Origin of the sequence: Halobacterium sp. R2-5 (assembly GCF_011734195.1) — an archaeon.
Lineage (GTDB): Archaea > Halobacteriota > Halobacteria > Halobacteriales > Halobacteriaceae > Halobacterium.
In genome coordinates, this window is the sequence record NZ_JAANTH010000001.1 from 105,225 (window position 1) to 128,614 (window position 23,390).

A 23,390-nucleotide genomic window follows, 5' to 3' on the forward strand; every position below is an offset into this window, starting at 1 on the left:
GTCAGCCGCGGTCGGCGCGGTGCTCGCTGATGATGGAGTCGACCATGCTCTCCTTGCGCTCGCGCTCGCGCTCGGCCTTCCGGTCGTGCCAGTCCGCAATCACGGCCTCGACGTCGCTCTCGGTGGCGACGGCGAGCTCGTCGACCTCGCGGATGGTGACGTCGTCGGCGGGCCCGACGGGGATCTCGTGCTCGAACAGCACCTCGTCGGCGGCGTCCGACAGCCCGCCCGAGCGCAGCACGACCCGGGGCTCGAGCTCCGAGAGCAGCTCCGCGGTCGAGCGCCCCGCGCCGGAGGCGTCCCGGAGGTAGACGACGTCGCCCGCGGCGATGCCGTACTCCTCGTCGGCGGCCTCGATGGCGCCGACGGTGAACTGGTCGACGGGCTTCACCGCGACGAGGTCGCCGTCCGCGTCGACGTCGCCGAGGTTCGAGTGGTCGAGCTTCCAGAGGTCCTTGAGCCGTTCGAGCTTCCCCTCCAGTTCGTCGGCGCGTTCGCGTTCCGCCTCCAGTTCGGTTTCGAGGCGGTCGTTCTCCCACTGGAGCTGCGTGAGCTCGCGGCGCTCGCGGGCCTCCTGGCGCTCCTCGCGGCGGGCCTCCGAGAGCTCCTCCTCGTACTCCTCGAGTTGCTCGTCTTTCTCGTCGAGTTCGGCTTCGAGGTCGTCGACGTGGTCCTGGAGGCGCGCGACCTGCGCTTCGAGGTCCCGAATCCGGCGCTCCTCGTCGGTGAGCTCGCGGGGTTCGTGCTCGACGGACTCCTCTTCGGGCTCGTCGGTCTCCGTGAGGTCGTCGACGACCGCCGCGAGCGGCTCGCCGTCGCCGACCACGCGCGAGACGACTTCGCCGCGGTCGAGTTCGCGGGGCGTCTCCTCGGTGGCGCGCCGGATCTGGTCGGCGTGGTCGTCCCGCGCGAACAGCGCCGCGGCCATCGCGTCGCGCTGGTGGTCGTCGTCGTAGCCCTCCTCGCGCGTGCGGTGTTGCTTCTCGTCGATTGGGAGGTCCGAGTCGGGCGTCCAGCCGGCGGCGTCGAAGCTCGCGCGGATCTTCTCGACGGTCGCCGGCATCGGCGTCACGTCCGCCGCCACCACGACGGGCCGGCCGCGCTCGATGATCCACTCGATGACTTCGGCGGTGTCGGCGGTGCGCGTGCTCGTGACGTCGAGCAGCCGGCCGTCGAGCGCGACGAGCGCGACCGCGGTGGTCGTCCCGGGGTCGACGCCGACGAACACGCGGTCGCGGCGCCGCGCCAGCGGCTTGAACTCGATGCCGTCCCGGCGCACCGGCTCGACCTCGACGCGCGTGTCCCCCGAGCGACGACTGCTCACGGGGATGTCCTCGGGGCGGGCCTGCACCGTGAACACGGCGTTGGCGTACCCGCCGTACTTCTCGGTGACCTCGCGCTCGTAGTCGAGGCCGGCGTCGTCGAGGTCGGACTCGACCTCGCGGGCGACCCGCTTCACGGAGCCGTGGATGCGCCGCGTGAAGCGGTCCTCGCTCCACCCGCCACCGCCGCCCGTCGAGCGCCCGCGGGATACCTTCACGGTGGTCTCGTCGGTGAACGCCGACACCTCGTAGCCGACGTTGCGCGCGGCGAGCCGGGCGGACGCCTCGGCCTCCTGCATCGCGGGCTTGCCGTACGGGACGCCGTGGCGTTTCGCGACCCGGGAGAGGGGCTCCGGGCGCTCGTCGCCGGTGACCTGCACGAGCTTCGTCTCCTCGGGGAGCCCGCGGAGGAAGTGCACGAGCTGGTCCTTGTCGGCGGCCAGCTCGTACATGTTGTCGGTCGCGAGAATCGCGGGCGCCTCGTCGTCGAGGCGCCGCAGGAGCTTCCGGCGGCTCACCACGTCGCGTTCGACGACCTCGCCGTCGAAGACGACCAGCGCGTACGAGGGGGCGTCCCCGCGCACGTCGCCGCTCTGGACGTCGACGCCGAACACGCGGGCGTCGAGCGCGCTCGTCCGGGTACTCACGTTCACGGACGTAGGGCGTGACGGCTAATAAGTGCACGGCGGGAGCGGAGTCGGCGCCCGGCCCGGCCGATCACTCCGACTCCTTCCAGTCGCTGGCGTCGCCCTCGCGGAACTCGCCTTTGGCGTGGCGCTCCCGCGGCCAGAACGCGACGACCACCAGCGCGACGTAGAACACGCCGACGACGGCGACGACCGCGACCCCGGGGATGCGTGCGATTGCGGCGGTCGACAGCCAGTCCTCGCGGGGGGCGAACACGGTGATTCGGAACACCCACGCGGCGAGCAGGACGGAGAACAGCGCGAGGTAGACGCGCTGGAGGCGGTTCGCGAGCGCCTCGCCGAGGGAGACTTTGACCGTCGGCCGGCGGTAGTCGTCGCTCAGCTGTACGCGCCAGTCCTCGCTCTCGACGCCCCGTGTGGGGTCGAGGGCGTTCGCGAACAGGTTCTCCTGGAGCAGGCGCACCCGCGAGCGGAACACGTCGTAGTCGCGGTAGCGCCGCGCCTCCACGCCGAGGAAGACGGCGACGACGACGACGCCGACCAGCAGCACGTAGTGGGGGTTGTCGGGGCTGGAGAACGCCCACGTCAGAATCGCCGCCATCAGCGTCACCGCCCACGTCGTGGTCTGGTCGAGGCGCTGGCGCCACGTCCCCACGCGGTCGACTTCCCCGCGGTAGGCGTGGGCCATCACGGACCCCAGTTCCCCGCCGTCGTCGCCGACGTCGCGGCCCACCTCGCGCTGGTCGGCGGTCGTCGGGTCGAAGTCGTCGCTGCTCGAATCCATGGGGCGCGGTCGTCAGCGGCGGAGCAGACCGAGAATCCGCGAGCGGGCGTCGTCCGCGGATTCGTAGGTCCGGTCCTCGGACTCGTCGAGGACGTCTTCGAGCGATTCGGACCCGTCGCGGGTCTCGACCTCGTAGTCGCCGTACGTCTCCACGAGCTCCTCGGTGTCCGCGGGGTAGTCGTGGGACTCGAGGGCGTCGTCGAGCTCGCCGAGGTGGTCGTCGGGCTCCTCGTGGACCGGTTCCGGCTCGTCCGCGCGGGTCTGAGCCTCCTCCTGCATGCGCTTCCGCTGTCGCTTCTCCTCGTTGTCGGCCTGCTCCTCGCGGCCCTGTTTGTCGTCTGCCATCTAGTCGAATACGACGCTGGTCCGGATAACTCGACGGCCGGTACTCGCAAGCACCACGCTCCACGAGCGACAAAATAGGTAAGTGTCGGTCGTCCTAACAGACTCGCGGCAGCGGCACACGCGACAGTTCTCCGCCGCTGGACTCACCAAGATGCCACTCGCCGACGTACTCGACGCGGCCCGAGCGCGACAGAAGACCCTCGTCGTCCACGGCGCGAGCGCCGACGACTTCGCGGCGTACTTCGAGAGCCGGAACGTGGACGTCGTCGAGGGCGAACCATACGACGAGTCGGCGCCGTTCGCCACGGTGCGGGAGGACGACCAGTTCCGCGCCGCGGTCTCGCTGACGGACCTGCGGGCGTACTTCGAGCCGCCGGTCGAGGAGCCCGACGACTACCCCGCGGCGACCCACGCGCTGCACGAACTGCTCGACGACTCCGTGTTCCGGTCGCTCTCGCACCGGCAGCTGCTCGCGACCGCGCGGGAGATCGAGGACCGCGCGTGGCGCACCGGGACGGGGACGCTGCACGCGGGCTTCCAGACGCGGGCGGCGTTCGAGCGGGAGCTCCCCCACTACCGGCGGCTCGTCGAGGAGACGGCCCTCGACGTGCACGCGTACTTCGTGCCGTCACCCGGCGGGGTGTCGCTCGCCGACGAGCCGGTCACGGTCCACGAGACGCCGCATCCGGACGTGGGGAAGTTCTGGTTCGTGGTGTTCGACGGCGGTCGCACCGACCAGCAGTGCGCGCTCGTCGCCGAGCAACACGAGAGCGACGCGTTCCGCGGCGTCTGGACGTACGACAGCGACCTGGTGGCGATCGCGCTGGACGCCGTCTCCGAGGTGGCGGCGCGTCAGTCGGCGTCGGGGTAAGGGACGTCGTAGGTGAGGCCGTCGTGGGCGACGAACACCTCGCCGTCGAAGTCGACGGCCTCGGCGTCCTCGCGCAGCTCGCGGGCGTCGCCGGCGTACCGCGAGGAGACGTGCGTGAGCGCGAGCGCTCTGGCGTCGGCACGAGCGGCGATTTCGGCGGCCTGCCCGGCCGTCGAGTGGCCGGTCTCGGCGGCGCGGTCGGCGGCGTCGTCGGCGAACGTCGCGTCGTGGACGAGGAGGTCGGCGCCCTCCGCGGCGGCGGCGACGGCGTCGTGGGGGCTGGTGTCGCCGGTGTAGACGAACTTGCGGCCGGGCCGGGGGTCGCCGACGACCTGTTCGGGGCGGACGACGGTGCCGTCGTCGAGTTCGACGGGCTGGCCGTCGTGGAGCTGCGAGAACTTCGGGCCGACGGGGACGCCGAGCTCCTCGGCGCGCTCGCGGTCGAAGCGGCCCTTCCGGTCGTCCTCGACGAGCGCGTACCCCACGGAGGTCGTCCGGTGAGCGGTGTCGAACGCGCGGACCTCGTACTCGGGGCGGTCGAGGACCGTCTCGCCGGCGGACACCTCGCTGACGCGGACGGGGAAGCCGACGTCGCCGCCGACGGCGAACACGAGCGCCTCGATTCGGTCGCCGAGGCCCCGCGGGACGTGAATCGTGAGGGGGTCGGCGCGGTCGTTGAAGTCCCACGTCTGGACGAGGCCGGGGAGCCCGAAGACGTGGTCGCCGTGGGCGTGCGTGACGAACACGTCGGAGACGTCGAACCCCGTGCCGTACTGCATCATCTGGCGCTGGGTGGCCTCGCCGGCGTCGAAGAGGAAGGCGTCGCCCTCCCGCCGCACGAACACCGAACTGGGGTTCCGTTCGGTGGTCGGGACGGCCCCACTCGTCCCGAGAAACGTCACCTGCAGAGTCATACCACGACGTGGGGGTGGCGCGCGCAAAACCCCACCGAAAGGCGAACGCCTCCGAGAGAGCTACGCGTCGCCGGCCGACACGGCCGGTAAGCCGATCTTGTCGAGAGTACGTCGGCCCTGTTATCAGGTAGCAGTTACTTTCAAAAAGTAACTTCGTCTTTCTGGCAGTAGAAGCCCTATAAGATGTGAAATCGTCGTGAACTATCGTCTCTGTTTATGGATACTTCTGCCGTTTGCGACAGACGGGTAACACCACATATGCACGGAAAAGAACTCGCAGTGCTCGCTGTCGTCGGCACGCTCGTCCTCTGGGGCGGCGCCGCGACAGCAGTGCAGGCACCAGCGAATCAGGCGACAGCGGACGCGACAGACGGAGTGACAGCGCTACAGGAGGGCGACGCGGACGTATCCTTCTCGGACCAGACGGCCGACGATAACACGGTGACCGTCGACAGCGTCACTGTCCCCGAGGGCGGCTACGTGACCATCCACGACAGCAGCCTCCTGGACGGTGACGCCATCGGCAGTGTCGTCGGCACCTCCGAGTACCTCGAACCGGGCACGCACGAGAACGTCACCGTGACCCTCGACGAGGCGGACGACACCGCGATGAACGGTACGCAGGACCTCATCGCGATGCCGCACATGGAGACGACCGACGACGAGAGCTACGACTTCGTCTCCTCCGAGGGCGAGGACGACGGCCCGTACACGACTGACGGCGAGGCTGTCGTCGACGACGCCGAAGTGACCTTCGAGACGGACGGCGCTGACCAGATGGCCGACAACGAGACGGCCGACAACGAGACGGCCGACACGGACGGCGCTCAGGTCGGCGACGAGGACGCGGACGCGAACGAGACCGCAGCAGAGGACGACGCGATGAACGAGACCGCCGAGATGAGCGAGAGCGGTCTCGCCATCTCGGACGTCGAAGCGCCCGCGTACATCCCGTCGAACGAGTCGTTCGAAGTGAGCGCGAACATCACGAACACCGGCGACGAGGAACACTCTGAGGAGATCGCGTACCGCCTCGAAGGCGGTGGTGTCGACGTCGTGGTGCACCAGAACGTCACGCTCGACGCGGGAGAGACCGAGAACATCACCCTCGAAGTGGACGAGAACCTCTCCGAGGACGACTACATCCACGGCATCACGACGTACAACTCCAGCGAGTTCAACGAGCTCACCGTCACTGACGACGCGCTCGTGAACTTCGAGGACCAGGAGGCCGACGGGAACAACGTCACCGTCGAGTATGCCTACGTCCCCGAGGGCGGCTACGTGACCGTCCACGACAGCAGCCTCCAGGACGGTGAGGTCGTCGGCAGCGTCGTCGGCGTCTCCGAGTACCTGGAGCCCGGCTGGCACAACGACGTCAACGTGACGCTGTACGAGGGCGTCGAGGGCGCGGAGTTCGACGACGAGGAACTCTCCGGCAACGAGACGCTCATCGCGATGCCGCACATGGAGACGACCGACGACGAGACGTACGACTTCGTCGCCTCCGAAGGTGAGGACGACGGCGCGTACGTGACTGACGGCGTGCCGGTCACGGACGCCGCGAACGTCACCGGCGCCGCGGACGAGGAGGCCGCGCCGGTCGACGAGGAGGAGAACGAGACGACCGAGGCGCCGACCGACGACGAGACGGCTGAGGACGACGAGGCCGACGTCGGTCCGACGCCGATCACTGACGGCGAGGACAACGAGACCGACGACGAGACGACCGGCGAGCCCGCCGCGCCGGCCAACGAGACTGACGAGAACGAGACCGACGACGGCATGGCCGACAACGCCACCGACGGCGAGCCTGCCGCGCCCGGTAACGACACGGGAGCGGACAACGCCACTGACGGCGAACCCGCCGCACCAGCTGACGACGACGCCACTGACGGCGAGACCGACGACAGCGACGACGGCGGCGGAGTTGCCCCCGGCCTGATCGGTTCACCCAGCGACGACGGTGAGGCCGGCGCCGGTAACGAGACCGGCAGTGACGACACGACTGAGGACAACGCCACTGACACTGGCGCTGAAGACAACACGACCGACACTGGCACGGAAGACAACACGACCGACACCGGTACCGAGGATAACACCACGGACACCGGTACCGAGGACAACGCTACCGACGACGGAACGACCGACGACGGGATGACGACGACCGCCGGCGGCGAGATGACGACGGAAGCCGACGGCAACGAGACGACCGGCAACGAGACGACCGGCAACGAGACCACCACGGAAGCGGGCGCGTAAGCCGATAGCGCCCCGGACCGACTCTTTCTTTGTGCCGCGCCGGCTACCGCCGGGTAATGGACGAGCCGCTGTGGATAGACGAGCACGCGCCGTCGCTGGCCGACCTGCCGCAGGCGGAGCTGCGTGACCGCCTCCGCGACGCCACCGACGAGCCCGTGAACCTCGTCGTCTACGGGCCCGAGGGCGCGGGGAAGACGGCGGCGGTGCGCGCGCTCGCCGAGCACGCTCACGAGGACCCCGACAACGACCTCGTTGAGCTGAACGTGCGGGACTTCTTCGGGATGACGAAGAAGGAGGTCAGCGAGGACCCGCGGTTCTCGCAGTTCATCTCCTCGAAGCGCCGCCGGAACTCCTCGAAGGCGGACCTCATCAACCACGTGCTCAAGGAGTCCGCGAGCTACCCGCCGGTCTCCGGCGACTACAACACGATCCTGCTGGACAACGCCGAGGCCATCCGGGAGGACTTCCAGCAGGCGCTGCGGCGCGTGATGGAGCGCCACCACGAGGCGACGCAGTTCATTATCGCGACGCGGCAGCCGTCGAAGCTGATTCCGCCGATTCGCTCGCGCTGCTTCCCGGTGTCCGTGCGCTCGCCGACGCCCGACGAGATCACCGACGTGCTCCGGGACATCGTCGAAGCGGAGGGCGTGAAGTACGACGGGGACGGCGTCGAGTTCGTCGCGGGGTACGCCGACGGCGACCTCCGGAAGGCGGTGCTGGGCGCGCAGACGACCGCCGAGCAGGAGGGCGAAGTGACGATGAACGCGGCCTACGAGACGCTCCAGGAGGTCGGCGCCGACGACGAGATCGAGTCGATGCTCGACGACGCCGAAGCGGGCGAGTTCACGGACGCGCGCTCGACGCTCGACGACCTGCTCGTCGACGAGGGGATGAGCGGCGAAGAGGTCCTCGAGGAGGTTCTTCGCGTGGGGCGCTCGCGGTACGACGGCGACGAGCTCGCGGAGCTCCACCGGCTCGCTGGCGACGTGGAGTTCGACCTGAACGCGGGGAACAGCGACCGCATCCAGGTCGGGCGGCTGCTCGCGGAGCTCGGCCGGGACGCCCAGTAAGGGTGGGACTTTTCTACGGCGGCCACGGAGGACGAGTGTGTCTCTCGCCGACCAGTTCGAGCACGCGGGCATCGTCGTCGGCGCCGTGCTGTTGGTGGCGCTGCCGCTGTCGCTGGCCGTGGATGCGCTCTTCGGCCCGGAGCCGCCGTGGTGGCGGCTGCTGGTCGTGCTCGGTCCGGGGTTCGTCGTCGGGTGGGCGGCGGCCGCCGACGACCTCCCGGTGGCGTACGGGAGCGTCTGGTTCGTCTGCTTCGCCGGCTACGTGCTCTCCGTGGCGACCGTCAGGCTGTTCGGGCTGATGCCGGTCAGCGACCACACGGTGAGCGTGCTCGTAGTGCTCGCGGCGTCGTTCGCGGTCGCGGTCGCCGCCGACCTCTACCGGTAGCGGGGCAGCGCGTAGACGAGCGCTGGCAAGCCCAGCGGGAGCGCGAGCACGCCGAACGCGGCGGCGAGGCGGCGGCCGTGCTCCCCGTTCGAGCGCGTGGCGAGGAACGCCACGACGCCGAGCGCGGCGACGGCGTACGCGAGGTTGCTCCACGCTGGAACGTACGACGAACAGTACCCCCAGCAGACGAGTGTGTACGACGGGGCGTTCCACGTCGGCGGGTGGAGCTTCGGCCAGAAGAACCGACAGTAAGTGGTGAGTGCGACCATCAGGCAGGCAGGGAGGGCGACCAGCCACGCGTTCGGGCCGAGGGGAGTGCGGGATGCGTAGCGGCGGTACACCGCGAGCAGGGCGAACGGGAGCGCGAACACCCACGTCCAGATGGCGACCGTGTACGTCACCGGCCAGTGCTCGATGCGGGGCTGGGTGACCGGGAGACGCAGCGACGCGGGCAGCGTCGCCCACGGGAACGACGGGTCGGGGACGGGGTTCGTGAGGAACGCGACGAGCCCGAGGAGTGTGCCGACCGCGAGTGCGGTGACGCCGAGGTCGGCGGCGGCGTCGAGGCGGGCGGGCAGTGAGTCTGTAGCACGCTCGACCATACGTCTCCCGTACGCGACGGGGGTTGATTGCAGTTGCCGCTTGGAATCCGAACTCCCGGTCGGCGCTGGCCCGAGGTTTCCGGTGCTCGAACGCCCCTCGAAACCGTGAGTCGAAAGTTAGGCTGGGGGTCCGCGAGCGTTCCGGGCGGCGATGGCGCCGAGGAACGCCAGCGAGGCGAGCGCGCGCTGCGGGCTGATCTGCAGCGCGAGCGGCGGGACGACGCCCGCGAGGCGGGACTGCTCGGCGACGGAGTCTCCGCTCGCCGCGGAGCCGTCGCCCGCGATACCGGATTGAACGCCGGCACCGACCAGCAGACAGACGGCGACGACCGCGACGCAGAGACGCGCAGCGACTTCGGCGTTGATACAGTAACGGAGCGGATACGCGGCCAAAAGTGTTATCCGTGGCTCTTCGTCCCAAGGTATACCAGCGAACGCCAGAGGGGTCGAACTTCGGCGCGTCAGTCTCTCACTAGCGGGAGCGTTCGTTCAGGCCCACCGACACGCCCGTCGTGTCAGTCGAGAACGAGGACGTACCGCGTGAGCGAGCGGTGGACGCGGCGCTCGAAGCGCTCGGCGACGGTCCAGCCGGCGGCGTCGGCCTCGTCGCGCCAGTCGCGGTCCGCGACGAGCACGCAGCGGTCGCCGACGCGGCGGGCTTCCGCGAGCGCGTCGCCGACGAGGTCGACGAGCTCGTGGGTCTCGATTTTCGACTGGCGGCCGTACGGCGCGTCGAAGACGACAGCGTCCACAGCGCCGTCGCGGAGCGGGAGGCGGGCGGCGTCGGCGCGCGCGAGGTCGAACTCGGGGACGTACGCGGCGAGGTTCTGGCGGGCGCCCTCGACCATCTTGCGCTGGGCGTCGGTGCCGAGCGGGCGCGCGCCGAGCAGCCCGGCTTCGATGAGGACGCCGCCGGTGCCGCACATCGGGTCGAGAACGGCGTCCCCGGGCCGGACGCGGGCGAGGTTGCAGAGCGCGCGAGCCAGAAGGGGGTCCATGCTGCCCGGCTGGAAGAACGGGCGGTCCGTGGGCTTGCGGTCGCCGTAGTCGCGGACGGACTCGACGGCGAGCCACGCGAGGAAGCAGCGGTCACGGGAGAAGAGTGCGCGCAGTTCGTGGTCGGGACCCTCCAGGTCCACCTCGAATCCTTCGTCGACGAGGACGCCGCCGAGTTCGCGCTCGGCCCGCTGAGTGTCGACGTTCGCCGCGCTCCGGACGTCGCGGGCGCGGACGGCGACCGTTCCCTCGCGGGAGACGGCTGCCTCGCGGAGCGCGTCGACGGCGGAATCGACGGATGCCGTGGTTTCGGCGACGAGTTCGCCGGCGCGGTGGGCGTAGGCGAGCCCGGTGAAGCGCTCGCGGTCGACGGTCTCGGCGAGCGCGACGCCGGGAGCGACCACGTCGACGTCGCGGGCGGCGGCACGCGCTTCGGCGGCCGCGAACGCGTCGGCCTCCCCGGCGAGTTCGAGGACGTACACGCCCCGAGGTGGACGCCCGCGGGCAATCAGCCTGCCGGCATCGCGGGGTACTTGAGGCGTTACTGCCCGGACTACCAACCTTTATAAACCTTAAATACGTCGTTTAAGGCGAACGATGACTGACCCAAAGGAAACCATCAACATTGAAAACGTGGTCGCCTCGACCGGCATCGGTCAGGAACTCGACCTGCAGAGCGTCGCGATGGACCTGGAGGGGGCCGACTACGACCCCGAGCAGTTCCCCGGCCTCGTCTACCGCACCCAGGACCCGAAGAGCGCCGCGCTCATCTTCCGCTCCGGCAAGATCGTCTGCACCGGCGCGAAGTCCACCGACGACGTCCACGAGAGCCTGCGCATCGTCTTCGACAAGCTCCGCGAGCTCTCCATCGAAGTCGAGGACGAGCCCGAGATCGTCGTCCAGAACATCGTCACGTCGGCGGACCTCGGACGGCAGCTCAACCTGAACGCCATCGCCATCGGCCTCGGCCTCGAGAACATCGAGTACGAGCCCGAGCAGTTCCCCGGTCTCGTCTACCGCCTCGACGAGCCCGAGGTCGTCGCGCTGCTGTTCGGCTCCGGGAAGCTCGTCATCACCGGCGGGAAGAAGCCCGAGGACGCCGAACACGCCGTCGACAAGATCGTCTCCCGGCTCGAAGAGCTCGGCCTCCTCGAATAGGCGGTGTCCGTCGCAGCCGTCCAGCCCGCGCCCGGGACGCTCGGCCAGTACGTCGGCACGCTCGTCGGCGGCTGGCTGCTGTTCGCGTTCACCGCGCACGTCGCCGCGACGTACGTACTCGGTGACGTCCCGCTGAAGCGCGCCGCGGTCGTCGGCATCGCGCCCGCCGTCGTCACCGTCGCGCTCGTCCGGTACAACCCGGCCGTCATCGTCGCGGTCAGCCTCGCCGCCGACCTCGCGGCCGTCCACGCCGTCTACCGCGTGAAGTACCGGACCGCCGCGCTCGTCGTCGTGATGCACTACGTCGTGACCCTGGCGCTCGTGTTGCTCGCCGCGAACCTGCTCGCGCTGCTCGGCACCGCGCCCGGGTAGCAGAGTTGCACGCGCGGAGAACGCCCGCCCTCGTTTTAGGCCCCGTTTCGCGTACACGTTCGCATGAACGACTACGAGCGGCGCGCGCTCCACGCGAGCGTGCTCGCGGTCGCCGCCGCCGCGCTCGCGTACGCCGCGTCCTACGTCCACGAGCCCGGCCCGGACGTCGCCGCCGTCCTCGGCATCGGTGCGGTCCTCCTCGTCGCGTACCGCATCCTCGTCGAGCCCGAGACGGGCACCAGCGCGTGGACGTCACCCACGGGCGCGGCCGCCCTCGCACTCGTCGCTAGTTCCGCCCAGGAGCTCCGCCTCGCGGCGCTCGCGCTCGCGGGACTCAGCGTGCTCGGGTTCGTGCTCTACCCCGTGACCGCGTCCGCCGCGGAACTGCTCGGCGAACCCGGCGACCTCCTGCGGTAGCTACTCGACGAGGCGCTCGATCTCGGTCACCAGAATCCCCGACGCGCCCTCGCTCTTGAGGTCGTTGACCGCCTCGAAGACGTCCCGCTCCTCCACGACGGCGTGCACCGCGACCATCCCGGGCTCGTCGACGTCCAGCACCGTCGGCCCGCCGAGCCCCGGAATCACGTCCTCGATGGCGTCGAGGTTGTCCTCGGGCGCGTTCAGCATCAGATAGCGCTTCCCGTCCGCCGACAGCACCGACTGCAGCGCCGTCGAGACCTGCTCGACCTTCTGGTCGTCGGTGACGTCCTCGCGAGCGAACAGCCGCACCGAGCTCTGGAGCACCTCGTCGACGATTTTCAGGCGGTTCACTCGTAGTGTGGTCCCCGTCGACGTGATGTCCACGATGGCGTCCGCCATCTCCACGTGCGGCGTGAGCTCCGTCGCCCCCGTCACCTCCACGATGTCCGGGTCGACGTCCTTCCCGTCGAAGTACGCGCGCGTGATCGTCGGGAACTCGGTCGCGACGGTCTTCCCCGCCAGATCGGCCGCTTCGTCGATGTCGCCGTCCTCCGGCGCGGCGAGGACGAGTCGGCACTTCCCGTAGTCGAGGTCCAAGAGGTCCTCGACGTTGTCCGCGCCGGACTCCCGGACCTGGTCGAGGCCCGTGATGCCGAGGTCCGCCGCGCCGTCAGCCACGTACTCCGGGATGTCCGCCGCCCGCGCGTACAGGACCGTAATCTCGGGGTCGACGGTGTCCGCGTACAGCTGCCGGTCCGCCCCGTTCTCCACGCCGATTCCAGCCCTGTCCAGGAGGTCCAGCGTCGGGTCGTGCAGGCGCCCCTTGTTGGGCACGGCAATGCGCATACATCCGGTATAGACGTGGCAGGGGGAACTAGGTTTTCCTTGTGACGGACCTTTTTCCGCCTCGGGTGTCCTCGCTCCCGTTGGTCGCTGCGGGCACCCCTCGGCGCAAAACGCTACGCTAAAAAGACCCGCCTCCGCGGGGCTTCGCCCCGCTCCGGCGGTGAACCGCTCGCTTCGCTCACGGATGCTCGCAACCCAAGGACGGGGTTGGAATGGGCCAGCCGCTCGCGTAGTCGTCTCGCGATGCAAGCACCGCAGGCCGGAGGCCGAGGAGCGCAGCAAGCGAGCGACCGCGAGCGGCCGGGGGCTTCCGAGAAGGAGTCAACGGAGTTGTCGCCCGCAGTAGAACCCACAGAGACGAGTCCAGCAAGTCACGAACGCGAAACCCACAGACACACAAGCGAGTCAGTCGAAGCCCAGGCCATGACTACACTGCGAATCGCAGGCGGCCGGGTGCTCCACCCGGACATGAGCGTGTCGGAGGGCGACGTGCTCGTCGACCGAGACGAGGGCGAGATTCTCGACGTCGGAGACGTCGAGGCGGGCGACGAGCGGTTGGACGCCGAGGGAGGCCTCGTGATGCCGGGGCTGGTGAACGCGCACTGTCACGCGGCGATGACGCTGCTGCGGGGGTACGCCGACGACAAGCCGCTGGACGCGTGGCTGCAGGAGGACATCTGGCCGGCGGAGGGCGAACTGACCGAAGAGGACGTGCGGGCGGGCGCGGACCTCGCGCTCGTGGAGATGATTCGCGCGGGGACGACGGCGTTCGCGGACATGTACTTCCACGTGCCCGAAATCGCCGACGCCGTCGAGGAGGCGGGCGTGCGGGCGCGGCTCGGGCACGGCGTCGTCACCGTCGGGAAGGACGAGGGCGAGGCGTACCGGGACAACGAGGAGAGCGTCGAGGTGGCGCGCGAACTCGACGGCGCCGCGGGCGGACGAATCAAGACCGCGTACATGCCGCACAGCCTGACGACCGTGGGCGAGGAGTACCTCCGGGAGTTCGTGGCGGAGGCCCGCGAGCACGGCGTGCCGCTGCACTTCCACGCGAACGAGACGACCGACGAGGTCGACCCGATCGTCGACGAGCGGGGCGAGCGCCCGATCGAGTACGCGGACGACCTCGGGATGGTTACGGGCGAGGACTTCCTCGCGCACGGCGTGCACACGGACGCGGCCGAGCACGAGGTGCTCGCGGAGCGCGGCGCGAGCGTCGTGCACTGCCCGGCGTCGAACATGAAGCTCGCGTCCGGGATGGCGCCCGTGCAGGCGATGCGCGAGGCGGGCGTGAACGTCGCGCTCGGGACGGACGGCGCGGCGTCGAACAACGACCTCGACCTCTTCGACGAGCTGCGGGACGCGGCGATGCTCGGGAAACTCGCGGCGGCGGACGCCGCGGCGGTGCCCGCCGAAGCCGCCGTCGAAATGGCGACCGCCGGCGGCGCGGACGCGCTCGGGTTCGACGGCGGACGCATCGAGGCGGGCGCCAACGCCGACATCGCGGTCGTGGACTTCTCGGCGCCGCACCTCGCGCCCGTCCACGACTACGTCTCCCACCTCGCGTACGCCGCGACGGGCGGCGACGTCCGGCACACGGTCTGCGACGGCGAGGTGTTGATGCGGGACCGGGAGCTCCAGACGCTCGACGAGGCGGCGGTCTGCGAGCGCGCCGAGTCCCGGGCTGCGGCGCTCGCCGAGCGCGCCGAGTGAGCCTCGCCAACGAATCACAGTAAGGCGGGCTTACCGACAGTCGAGCGCGTACAACGTCGGAAACGGATAGGAAACTGACGTTTGGCAGTGGCATTTATCCGTACATCGCTTGAAAAGGGGGACGCATGCGGCACCAGAGGCACACACTACTGGTCGCCGCGCTCGTCGTTGCAGTCATCGCAGCGGTTCCGGGTGGAGCGGTGGCTGCCGACGGCCTGAGCGTGAGCGGCGACCAAGCGGAGGATGGCACCGTCACGGTGACGGTGACCGAGAACGACACCGCGGTGGCGAACGCGTCCGTCACCGTCGAAGCACTGAACAACTCCTCGTACGTCGACGAGGGCGACTACTCGACCGGCGAGAACGGCACGGTCGAACTGGCGGCGCCCGAGGAGAACGTCTCCGTGGCGGTGACGGCGGAAGCCAACAACACCACGGCCGAGACGACCCTCGACCTCGTCGCGCCGACCGACGACGCCGCGGAGCTGTCCGTCGGCGTCTCACAGGCCGACGACGGCTCCGCGACGGTCAGCGTGACGAACGCGACCGGCGCGGGCGTCGCGAACGCGTCGGTCGGCGTGACCGAAGCGGACAACGTGACGTACGCCGGCGCGGGCGACTACACGACCGACGACAGCGGGACGGTCGGCCTGCCCGCGCCCGAGGAGAACGTCACCGTCGACGTGGTCGCGGAAGCGAACAACCTGACCGCGGAGACGACGGCGACGCTCACCGTGAGCAACGGCTCCGAGGCGCCCGAGACGTTCGGCCAGCGCGTCGCCTCGTTCGTCGAGCAGCTGAAGACGAACGGCAACATGAGCGGGCAGGCGGTCTCGGCGTTCGTCGTGGACAACAACCCGGGCGCGGACAACCGCCCGGACCACGTCGACCCCGGCCCGAAAGACGATGACGACGAGGGCGAGAAGGGCGCCAACGGCAACGGCCACGGCGCTGACGGCAACAACGGGAACGGCAACGGCGCCGGCGCTAACGGGAACGGCAACGGAGATGGTGCCGGGAACGGAAACAGCGGCGGTAACGGTAACAGCGGGAACGACGCCGGGTCGAACGGCGGCGGTCCCGGAAACGGTAACGGGAACAACGGCAACGGGAACGGCGGACCGGGGAACGGCAACCCCGGGAACGGTAACTGACGGCTCGAACCCTCCAGAATCGAATAAGTCAGTTCCCGGCCAGCGAGTTTTTTTGCGTGCCGCCCGAGGCACCTAGTGCAGGCCGGACGGGCCTGCGAGCACCCACTGTCGACGGCGTCAGCGCCTCGCCGGCGCCCACCGGACACACGTCTGAGGCACCCTCGGGCGCCGGCGACTCCCGCCGGGCGCGACGGACCCCACCATCACCATCGGACACCTGCGCCGCCGTCGCGCCCGCTCCCCTTCCGCGGCTTCGGTAGGGTTTTGAATCCAGTCGCCCTCGCAGTCCGTATGACCACCGCGTCGCCGATCAGCGAGCGACTCGACGACCTCGAGTCGGCTCGCGACTCCGGCCGGAAGAAGATCGATTGGGCGTTCGAACACATGCCGATTCTCTCCTCGCTGCGCGCGGACTTTCAGGAGAACGAGCCGCTCGCGGGGGAGACCGTCGGGATGGCGCTGCACGTCGAGGCGAAGACCGCGGCGCTCGTCGAGACGATGGCCGACGCCGGCGCCGAGGTCGCCATCACGGGCTGCAACCCGCTGTCGACCCACGACGACGTCTCCGCGGCGCTCGACGACCACGACTCGATCACGAGCTACGCCGAGCACGGCGTCGACGACACCGAGTACTACGAGGCCATCGACGCCGTCCTCGACCACGAGCCCACCGTGACGGTCGACGACGGCGGCGACCTCGTGTTCCGCGTCCACGAGGAACACCCCGAGCTCATCGACACCATCGTCGGCGGCACCGAGGAGACTACGACGGGCGTCCACCGCCTCCGCGCGATGGACGACGACGGCGCACTGGAGTACCCCGTCATCGCGGTCAACGACACGCCGATGAAGCGGCTGTTCGACAACGTCCACGGCACCGGCGAGTCCTCGCTGGCGTCCATCGCGATGACCACGAACCTCTCGTGGGCGAGCAAGGACGTCGTCGTCGCGGGCTACGGCCAGTGCGGCCGCGGCGTCGCGAAGAAGGCCAGCGGCCAGAACGCGGACGTCATCGTCACCGAGGTCGACCCGCGGCGCGCGCTCGAAGCCCACATGGAGGGCTACGACGTGATGTCGATGAGCGAGGCCGCCGAGGTCGGCGACGTCTTCCTCACCACCACGGGCAACCGCGACGTCATCGTCGAGGAGCACTTCGAGAAGATGCAGGACGGCGCCGTGCTCGCGAACGCCGGCCACTTCGACATCGAGATCGACCTCGAAGCGCTCCGCGAGCTCGCGGACAGCGAACAGGAAGTCCGGGACGGCGTCCGGGAGTACGAACTCCCCTCCGGGAAGCGCATCAACGTGCTCGCCGAGGGCCGCCTCGTCAACCTCGCGACCCCGGTCAGCCTCGGCCACCCGGTCGAGGTCATGGACCAGTCGTTCGGCGTGCAGGCCGTCTCCATCCGCGAACTCGTCCAGAACGCCGACGACTACGACGCCGGCGTCCACGAGGTACCGGACCACCTCGACCGCAAGCTCGCGGAGATCAAACTCGACGCCGAGGGCATCGAACTCGACACCCTCAGCGAAGAACAGGAGGAGTACATGTCCTCCTGGCAGCACGGCACGTAAGTACCTTTTACGCTGCGCGAGCGGCCTGCGGCCGCTCGCTCGGTAAAAGCTACGCTAAAAGCACTCCTCCTTCACTCCGCTTCGCTCCGTTCAGTCGTCGGCCTCGCGGCAAAGCCGCGAGTGAACCGCTTCGCTCGGGTTCTTCGAACCGCTCACTCGCGGATGCTCGCTGCCGGCTGTGACTATCCACCAGAATCGAGAGTCAGCCACGTGGCGTAACCCTCCTATCCCCCGACCGCGTAGCCGTGTGTATGACAGCGGCCACGGGTGCGGAGCATGTCTAACTCGAACGCGAAGGGCAACAGGCGCGAGCGGGAGCTCGTGAACGCGTTCGACGAGCGCGGGTTCGCGGTGATGCGCGCGCCCGCCAGCGGCGCGGCGACCGAGCGCGAGCTCCCGGACGTGCTCGCGGGCGACGGCGACGTCTTCTACGCCGTCGAGGCGAAGTCCAGCGCCGGCGACCCAATCTACCTCACGGGCGAGGAGGTCGAGGCGCTCGTCTACTTCAGCCAGAGCTTCGGCGCGAAACCCAAAATCGGCGTGCGCTTCGACCGCGAGGACTGGTACTTCTTCCACCCCGCGGACGTCTACCAGACCGACGGCGGGAACTACCGCGTGAAGAAGGAGACCGCCATCGAGGACGGCGAGACGTTCGACGACCTGCAGGGCGACGGCGAGCGCGACGCCGAGGGCAGCGACGTCGAGGACGTCCTGCACGCCGTCGAGCAGGGCGTGCTCACGCCCGAAGAAGCGGCGTCGATGCTCGACTAACGGGAGCGTTCGAGGCGGCCGCGCGGGAACGCGTACCGGCGGAGGTCACGCGGCGAGATGTCGTCGGGGGAGACGCCGCGGTCGAGCGGGTAGAGCACGTCGACGACGCGGTCGTCGCGGTCGTAGTCGCGGTTCGAGTAGTGGTCGGCGACCGACCAGCCGCGGCCCGCGATGCGGACGTCGCTCGCGCGGTCGTCGGTCGACTCCACGACGACGACGAGCTTCCCGGTCTCGCGGTCGACGACGGTCTCGCCAGTCTCGAGCGTGCAGTCCTCGCAGTAGACGGGGTCGACGGTGTCGGCGTCGCCGGGCTGCGTCCGGCTGCCAGAGGCGCGTTGCGCCTCCCGGTCGACGAACAGGTCGTCGCCGCAGGCCGCGCAGGCGGCGTCGCGCTCGCCGGGTGCGGGGACCTCGCCGAGGGTGATTTCGATGGCGACCCGGCGCAGGTGCTTGCAGCGCGTGTGCCGGTACTGGTGGTCGGGGCACGAACACTCGCCGTCGTCGAGGTCGACGTCGTAGACGCTGCCGGACGGCGACTCCACCTCGTAGGTGCCGTCGCCGCGGGCGCGCACCACCATCTCCTCGTGGCGGGCGCGGCGGCTCCGCTCGTCCGGCGGCTGGCGGCGCTTCGTGGAGGGACTCATACTGCAGTGTTGGCGCCGCAGACGCCTAAACCCCGCAAAAACGCGGTGGCTTTACGGCTTCGCGACCGCCTAGTTCGGACGCGGAGCGCCGCTGCAGGGCGCACAGAGACCGCGGTGACTCCCGCCGTCCGCGGCGGCTTCGAAGCGCTTTTGCCGGGGCCGACGAAAGCCCGGGGTATGTCTGAAGGGCCCGACGCCCGCGTCGAAGCGGGTATCGCCATCCTGTCTACTCTCGTCTTCATCGCCATCCTCGTGGCCGCCGGCACGACGAGCGAGGGGTTCGGGGAGACGGGCGCCTACGGCGTCATCACCGCGGTCGTCGTCTTCATTCTCGTGATGGCGGGCGTCGGCTACTGGCTGTCCGGCAAGCAGGGCGAGTGACGCCAGCCCGCGGCGGGTTCCTCGCTCACCGATACTGAACGACCGGTCACTCGCTACGTCTGGAGACGCGGGCCGCGTGTCCCGTCTTCGCTCCGTGTTCTCGGACGACGTCGGCGGGCGACTCGTCGTCTCCCTCGCGCACCGTCCTGGAGAACGGGCACTGCGGACACTCCACTACAATCGGGGTCGATTCCTCGGTAGTCACGTCAGCGTGTTGCGGCCGAATACGCATAAGAACTCAGGAGAGTCCGAGTCGAGAGTTCCACCCACCGACGCCCCGCAGTCAGGCTTCCGCGTCCGCCTCGCGGTCCTCGTCCTCGCGCTCGCGCCAGTCGTCCAGGTCGTCGTCCTCCTCGTCGTCGAGTTTCGCCTCGTAGTACGACAGCGGGTGGTTGATGGCGTCGCAGAGGTCGTCGGGGTTCACGCAGTCCCCGTAGGCTTTCATCGTCGCACACGACGGCGCCGTGTACTCCGTGGGGCTGGACTCCCCGCGGATGTGGTCGGTCTGGTACCGGGTCATCTCCTCGCCGAACCCCGGGTTCACCTTGTAGATGTCGACGATCTCGTCGGTCGTCAGCCCGATGTTCGCGAGGAACGTGGTGATGGCGAAGCGGCTGTGGTGCGGGAGGTGTTCGCCGCGCTGCACCTGGTCGAGGAGGTGTTTCATGCACGGCGGGAACAGCTCCGGGACGACGGTGTCGATCTCCCGCGTCAGGTCCATCTCGGAGAGCACGTCCCGGACCGCCGCCACGGGGCCTTCGAGGGCGTCGGCGACCGCCTCGGGGACGTTCAGCGGGAGGCCCTCCGCGACCCGCTCGCGGACCGCCTCGCGCAGGAGCGTGTCGAGTTCGGCCTCGCTGACGGGGACGCGGCCGTCGTCGAGCGCGCGGTTGACCAGCCGCCACTTCTCCGGGCGCAGCGACGACGACAGCAGCAGGTACGTCGCGACGTTCACGTCGTAGCCGTCCGTCGTCGCGTGGACGTTGCTCGCGAGGTCGAATTCCCGCAGGAGGTCCTCCCGGGAGAGGCTGCCGTCGTCGCCGACGCTCTTGAACTCCGAGTCGTCGGTCTCGTCGGCCGTGAATCGCTCGTAGGCGGCCTCGGCCTCGGCCTCCGCGTACTTCCGGACGAGGACGTGCTCGTCGACGACGGAGACGAGCACGCGCGCCACGGGGTACGAGAGCAGTTCCACGCGGTCCGAGCGCGCGCGTTCGCCGACCTCGCCGCTGGTGAGCGCGCCGGCGACGCGCTCGCGGGCGCGCTCGACGACCGCGTCGTCCTCGGCGACGACGGCCCCGAGGTCGACGCCCGCCTCCTCGACTGCCTGCCGGGATTCGCCGAGGAACGGGTAGCGAGCGTGACGCGCGTTCATCGCCTCCATGCTTGCGAGCGGACGCCGATAAACACCCCGGTCGGGAGCGCCCGGACCGAAGGGCTATCGGTCCGGCCGTCCACAGTGGGTGTATGTTCGCGCGTGGCCCCTGGAAGTGGATGTACGCGCTCCCGTCGGCCGTCGTCGGCGCGGCGCTGCTGGCGCTGTCGTCGCTGTGGGGCGTCGTCGCGCTCGCGCTCTCGGGATTCGTCGCGTGGTTCCACCGCGACCCCGACCGGTCGCCGGAGGGCGCTGGCGCCGTCTCGCCCGCCGACGGCAAAGTGTCCGTGATTCGCGAGACCGAGGACGGCCGCCTCCGCGTGGGCGTGTTCATGAACGTCCACGACGTGCACGTGAACCGCGCGCCGCTCGCCGGCACCGTCGACGCGGTCGACCACCGACCCGGGGGCAACCGGCCAGCCTTCGACAAGGAGTCCGAGCACAACGAGCGCGTCCGCGTCACGTTCGAGGAGCACGAGGTCGTGCTCATCGCGGGCGCGTTCGCCCGCCGCATCCACCCCTACGTGGAGGCGGGCGACGACGTCGCGCGCGCCGACCGCATCGGCCACATCTCCTTCGGTAGCCGCGCGGACGTCGTCCTCCCCGAGGCGTACGACCGCGCGGACCTCGAAGTGGAGAAGGGCGAGAAGGTCACCGCGGGCGAGACGGTGCTCGCGAGCCGCGACGAGAGCGACGCGTGGCCGACGGCGAGCGCGGTGCGGCCGGCCGAGACCGACAACTGACTTCTCCCCGCGGGAGCAAGGCGCCGTATGACCGACAGCGACGACGCGCTGTTCGACCGAGTGGCCGCCGAGATGGCCGCTCACCTCGACGGAGACGCCTCTGGCCACGACGTCCACCACGCGTGGCGTGTACACCGTCTCGGCGTCCGCATCGCCGACGAAGAGGGCGCCGACCCGCGCGTGGTCGGCGTCGTCGCGCTCGTCCACGACCTCCACCGCGTGCGCGGCGACGGCTTCACGCACCCCGAGGAGACGATTCCGGAGGTGCGCGAGATTCTCGCGGACGCCGCGGTCCCCGACGGGCTCCGCGACCCGGTGTGTCACTGCGTCGCCGTCCACGAGGAGTACGGCTTCGAGGACGACCCGACGGCAGCCGAGACGGTCGAAGCCGAGGTCCTGCAGGACGCGGACAACCTCGACGCGATCGGCGCGGTCGGCGTCGCTCGCGCGTTCCAGTTCGGCGGCGCGCACGGCAACCTCCTCTGGGACCCGGAGCGGCCGCTTCCCGACGCCGACGACGCCTACGAGAAAGACGACCACGAGGACGAGCAGGCGAGCACGTACCACCACATCCACGCGAAACTGCTGCGCCTCCACGAGAACATGAACACGGAGACCGGGAGCGACATCGCGGCGGAACGCCACGCGTTCTTAGAGGAGTTCGCGGAGCGCTTCGAGGCGGAGTGGTACGGAGAGCGGTAGTCCGGTCGCTCGTCGAACCGACGAAGGGCGAACAGGCGGCAGCGTTGCGGCTACGCCGTCCTCAGAAACGCTCCGCGTTTCTGATGGGCTACAGGAGAGTTCCGCTCTCCTGAACGCAACGTCATTCGGCGGTCGGCGTAGCCGACCGCCCAGCTCGCGTTCGCAGGCCGGCACGCCGCACCACAGCCTCGACCAGACCTGCGCGGTCGACTACGTCACGCCACGGGGTGGTCTCGTTCTCCTACTTGAACCTACGCAGCCGGTAGAAACAAGCATCCGCGAGCGAGTGGCTCGGAGGGCCCGAGGCGAGCGGTTCACTCGCGGCTTCGCCGCGAGGCCGACGACTGAGGGACGCGAAGCGGACCGAAGGAGGAGTGCTTTTAGCGTAGCTTTTGCCGAGTGAGGCGCGCTTCGCGCGCCTCACGCAGCGCAAAAGGTACTTAGTCGGACTGAATCCGCGGCGCGAGCATGTAGGTGACCCGTCCCTGCGCTTCGGCGATGTCGAAGTGAATCTTGACGGGGTACTCGTCGCCGAGTTCGAGTTCGACCTCGGCGTCTTTCGGGATGGCCTTGTTCATGTCCTTGAGGTAGTCGAGACTGAACAGGCTGTGGGCGTCGCCCGCCTCTAAGTCGATGAGGTCGTCGCGGGTGAGTTCGAGGTGGACGTCGTCGGTGTCGCCTTCCGCGTCGACGTAGAACAGTTCGTCTGCGGCGTCGACGCCGAGCGCGATGTGGTCGGAGACCATGTCGGCGGCGCGGACGGAGCGGTCGATGTCGGCGCCCTCGATGACGACGTTCGCGGAGAGGTCGAGGTCGGGGATGTCGGGCTCCTGGCGGATGGAGTCGGGGTCGATGAGCGCGAGCGTGTACTCGAGGCCGTCGATCTGGATGTGGAGCTTGCGGGTCTCCTCGTCGAGTTCGAGCTGGACGAGCTGGTCGGAGTCGGCCATCCCGGCGATGTCTTCGAGCCGGGAGAGGTTGACGCCGATGATGCCGCCGTCGGCTTCGTAGGATTCGAACGCTGCGGCCCCGAGGTCGAGGTTGACCATGCCGACGTTCGCGGGGTCGACAGCGCGGATGGAGAGGCCGTCTTCGTCGAGGTGGATCTTGCATTCGTCCACCAGCACGCTCACGGAGTCGAGCGTTTCCCGGAGCGTGTCGGCGCTCACAATCGCCTTGAACATATGGGATTCGCTACGCAATCAGGGACTAAAAAGCCCCACGTTCCGCGTGCGCGCGTAAATCGGGAGACGGCGTCCGGGCGCCGGGAGCGGGCGGCCGCCGGCGGGGATATAGGTGCGCGCGGCGTGTCGCGGTCACGGGACGACGCTCGTCGGGTTC

General features: G+C 69.5%; 26 protein-coding genes. 14 read left to right on the forward strand and 12 right to left on the reverse strand.

All coding sequences use genetic code 11. The annotated features are described in order from the left end of the window. Nucleotide 1 precedes the first annotated feature (1 nt). From G9C83_RS00580 to G9C83_RS00590, 3 genes are all read right to left on the reverse strand, one after another. Entirely contained in the window at nt 2–1,969 is a 1,968-nt protein-coding gene (locus tag G9C83_RS00580) for a DUF460 domain-containing protein (protein ID WP_167244190.1), read from the reverse strand. 70 nt (nt 1,970–2,039) lie between these two features. Further along, on the reverse strand, nt 2,040–2,753 hold the full coding sequence (locus G9C83_RS00585; protein WP_167244191.1) for a DUF2270 domain-containing protein: 714 nt from the start codon (nt 2,751–2,753) through the stop codon (nt 2,040–2,042). Nucleotides 2,754–2,765: 12 nt separating this feature from the next. Next, nucleotides 2,766–3,098: a hypothetical protein gene (locus G9C83_RS00590; RefSeq protein WP_167244192.1), complete on the reverse strand. Its 333-nt coding sequence runs from the start codon at nt 3,096–3,098 to the stop codon at nt 2,766–2,768. 151 nt (nt 3,099–3,249) lie between these two features. Here G9C83_RS00590 and G9C83_RS00595 point away from each other — a divergent pair, with 151 nt between their 5' ends. After that, nucleotides 3,250–3,969 (forward strand): DICT sensory domain-containing protein, encoded by a 720-nt coding sequence (locus G9C83_RS00595; RefSeq protein ID WP_167244193.1) that lies wholly within the window; start codon nt 3,250–3,252, stop codon nt 3,967–3,969. Here G9C83_RS00595 and rnz read toward each other — a convergent pair. Then, entirely contained in the window at nt 3,951–4,883 is a 933-nt protein-coding gene (gene rnz / locus G9C83_RS00600) for a ribonuclease Z (protein ID WP_167244194.1), read from the reverse strand. The genes G9C83_RS00595 and rnz overlap by 19 nt on opposite strands. Before the next feature lie 258 nt (nt 4,884–5,141). Between rnz and G9C83_RS00605 the strand changes: the two genes are divergently transcribed. From G9C83_RS00605 to G9C83_RS00615, 3 genes are read left to right on the forward strand one after another with little or no spacing between them, the layout of a single operon-like run. After that, the gene (locus G9C83_RS00605) at nt 5,142–7,145 is read left to right on the forward strand and encodes a hypothetical protein (protein ID WP_167244195.1); all 2,004 of its coding nucleotides are present in this window, start codon (nt 5,142–5,144) and stop codon (nt 7,143–7,145) included. 56 nt (nt 7,146–7,201) lie between these two features. Beyond that, nucleotides 7,202–8,215: an AAA family ATPase gene (locus G9C83_RS00610; RefSeq protein ID WP_167244196.1), complete on the forward strand. Its 1,014-nt coding sequence runs from the start codon at nt 7,202–7,204 to the stop codon at nt 8,213–8,215. Nucleotides 8,216–8,252: 37 nt separating this feature from the next. Then, complete coding sequence (locus G9C83_RS00615) at nt 8,253–8,600, forward strand: hypothetical protein (RefSeq protein ID WP_167244197.1); 348 nt, start codon at nt 8,253–8,255, stop codon at nt 8,598–8,600. On the opposite strand, the gene G9C83_RS00620 is transcribed toward G9C83_RS00615, so the two are convergent. From G9C83_RS00620 to G9C83_RS00630, 3 genes are all read right to left on the reverse strand, one after another. Continuing rightward, complete coding sequence (locus G9C83_RS00620; RefSeq protein WP_167244198.1) at nt 8,591–9,202, reverse strand: hypothetical protein; 612 nt, start codon at nt 9,200–9,202, stop codon at nt 8,591–8,593. The genes G9C83_RS00615 and G9C83_RS00620 overlap by 10 nt on opposite strands. Before the next feature lie 117 nt (nt 9,203–9,319). Further along, complete coding sequence (locus G9C83_RS00625) at nt 9,320–9,595, reverse strand: hypothetical protein (protein ID WP_167244199.1); 276 nt, start codon at nt 9,593–9,595, stop codon at nt 9,320–9,322. Between the two features lie 122 nt (nt 9,596–9,717). Continuing rightward, nucleotides 9,718–10,680 carry a TIGR01177 family methyltransferase gene (locus tag G9C83_RS00630; RefSeq protein ID WP_167244200.1) on the reverse strand — a complete coding sequence of 321 codons (963 nt, stop codon included), beginning with the start codon at nt 10,678–10,680 and terminating at the stop codon, nt 9,718–9,720. 115 nt (nt 10,681–10,795) lie between these two features. On the opposite strand from G9C83_RS00630, the gene G9C83_RS00635 reads away from it, so the two are divergent. From G9C83_RS00635 to G9C83_RS00645, 3 genes are all read left to right on the forward strand, one after another. Next, the gene (locus tag G9C83_RS00635; RefSeq protein WP_059057913.1) at nt 10,796–11,356 is read left to right on the forward strand and encodes a TATA-box-binding protein; all 561 of its coding nucleotides are present in this window, start codon (nt 10,796–10,798) and stop codon (nt 11,354–11,356) included. Nucleotides 11,357–11,359: 3 nt separating this feature from the next. Continuing rightward, on the forward strand, nt 11,360–11,728 hold the full coding sequence (locus G9C83_RS00640; RefSeq protein WP_167244201.1) for a hypothetical protein: 369 nt from the start codon (nt 11,360–11,362) through the stop codon (nt 11,726–11,728). Between the two features lie 63 nt (nt 11,729–11,791). After that, nucleotides 11,792–12,145, forward strand: a complete 354-nt coding sequence (locus G9C83_RS00645; RefSeq protein WP_167244202.1) for a hypothetical protein — start codon at nt 11,792–11,794, stop codon at nt 12,143–12,145. On the opposite strand, the gene hisG is transcribed toward G9C83_RS00645, so the two are convergent. Beyond that, on the reverse strand, nt 12,146–12,994 hold the full coding sequence (hisG, locus tag G9C83_RS00650; RefSeq protein ID WP_167244203.1) for an ATP phosphoribosyltransferase: 849 nt from the start codon (nt 12,992–12,994) through the stop codon (nt 12,146–12,148). Nucleotides 12,995–13,417: 423 nt separating this feature from the next. Between hisG and G9C83_RS00655 the strand changes: the two genes are divergently transcribed. The 4 genes from G9C83_RS00655 (at nt 13,418) to hjc (ending at nt 18,207) form a co-directional block, all read left to right on the forward strand. Continuing rightward, the gene (locus tag G9C83_RS00655; RefSeq protein WP_167244204.1) at nt 13,418–14,707 is read left to right on the forward strand and encodes an amidohydrolase; all 1,290 of its coding nucleotides are present in this window, start codon (nt 13,418–13,420) and stop codon (nt 14,705–14,707) included. Nucleotides 14,708–14,832: 125 nt separating this feature from the next. Then, nucleotides 14,833–15,861 (forward strand): hypothetical protein, encoded by a 1,029-nt coding sequence (locus G9C83_RS00660; protein WP_167244205.1) that lies wholly within the window; start codon nt 14,833–14,835, stop codon nt 15,859–15,861. A 291-nt stretch (nt 15,862–16,152) separates the two neighbouring features. Continuing rightward, nucleotides 16,153–17,436: an adenosylhomocysteinase gene (locus G9C83_RS00665; RefSeq protein ID WP_167244206.1), complete on the forward strand. Its 1,284-nt coding sequence runs from the start codon at nt 16,153–16,155 to the stop codon at nt 17,434–17,436. 276 nt (nt 17,437–17,712) lie between these two features. Then, nucleotides 17,713–18,207, forward strand: a complete 495-nt coding sequence (hjc, locus tag G9C83_RS00670) for a Holliday junction resolvase Hjc (RefSeq protein WP_167244207.1) — start codon at nt 17,713–17,715, stop codon at nt 18,205–18,207. Here the strand turns inward: hjc and G9C83_RS00675 are convergent. Beyond that, nucleotides 18,204–18,851 carry an SWIM zinc finger family protein gene (locus tag G9C83_RS00675; protein ID WP_167244208.1) on the reverse strand — a complete coding sequence of 216 codons (648 nt, stop codon included), beginning with the start codon at nt 18,849–18,851 and terminating at the stop codon, nt 18,204–18,206. The genes hjc and G9C83_RS00675 overlap by 4 nt on opposite strands. 177 nt (nt 18,852–19,028) lie before the next feature. Between G9C83_RS00675 and G9C83_RS00680 the strand changes: the two genes are divergently transcribed. Next, entirely contained in the window at nt 19,029–19,232 is a 204-nt protein-coding gene (locus G9C83_RS00680; protein WP_167244209.1) for a hypothetical protein, read from the forward strand. A 46-nt stretch (nt 19,233–19,278) separates the two neighbouring features. Here G9C83_RS00680 and G9C83_RS00685 read toward each other — a convergent pair whose 3' ends face one another. Next, a complete protein-coding gene (locus G9C83_RS00685) occupies nt 19,279–19,437 on the reverse strand; it encodes a hypothetical protein (protein WP_167244210.1) in 159 nt (52 codons plus the stop codon). A 78-nt stretch (nt 19,438–19,515) separates the two neighbouring features. Then, nucleotides 19,516–20,604, reverse strand: coding sequence for a DNA primase regulatory subunit PriL (gene priL / locus G9C83_RS00690; RefSeq protein ID WP_167245658.1), 1,089 nt, complete (start codon nt 20,602–20,604; stop codon nt 19,516–19,518). A gap of 92 nt (nt 20,605–20,696) precedes the next feature. Here priL and G9C83_RS00695 point away from each other — a divergent pair, with 92 nt between their 5' ends. Then, on the forward strand, nt 20,697–21,347 hold the full coding sequence (locus G9C83_RS00695; protein WP_167244211.1) for a protein sorting system archaetidylserine decarboxylase: 651 nt from the start codon (nt 20,697–20,699) through the stop codon (nt 21,345–21,347). A 27-nt stretch (nt 21,348–21,374) separates the two neighbouring features. Next, complete coding sequence (locus tag G9C83_RS00700; protein ID WP_167244212.1) at nt 21,375–22,049, forward strand: metal-dependent phosphohydrolase; 675 nt, start codon at nt 21,375–21,377, stop codon at nt 22,047–22,049. Nucleotides 22,050–22,489: 440 nt separating this feature from the next. Here the strand turns inward: G9C83_RS00700 and G9C83_RS00705 are convergent, their stop codons facing one another. Continuing rightward, nucleotides 22,490–23,233, reverse strand: a complete 744-nt coding sequence (locus G9C83_RS00705) for a DNA polymerase sliding clamp (protein ID WP_167244213.1) — start codon at nt 23,231–23,233, stop codon at nt 22,490–22,492. Nucleotides 23,234–23,390: the final 157 nt, after the last annotated feature.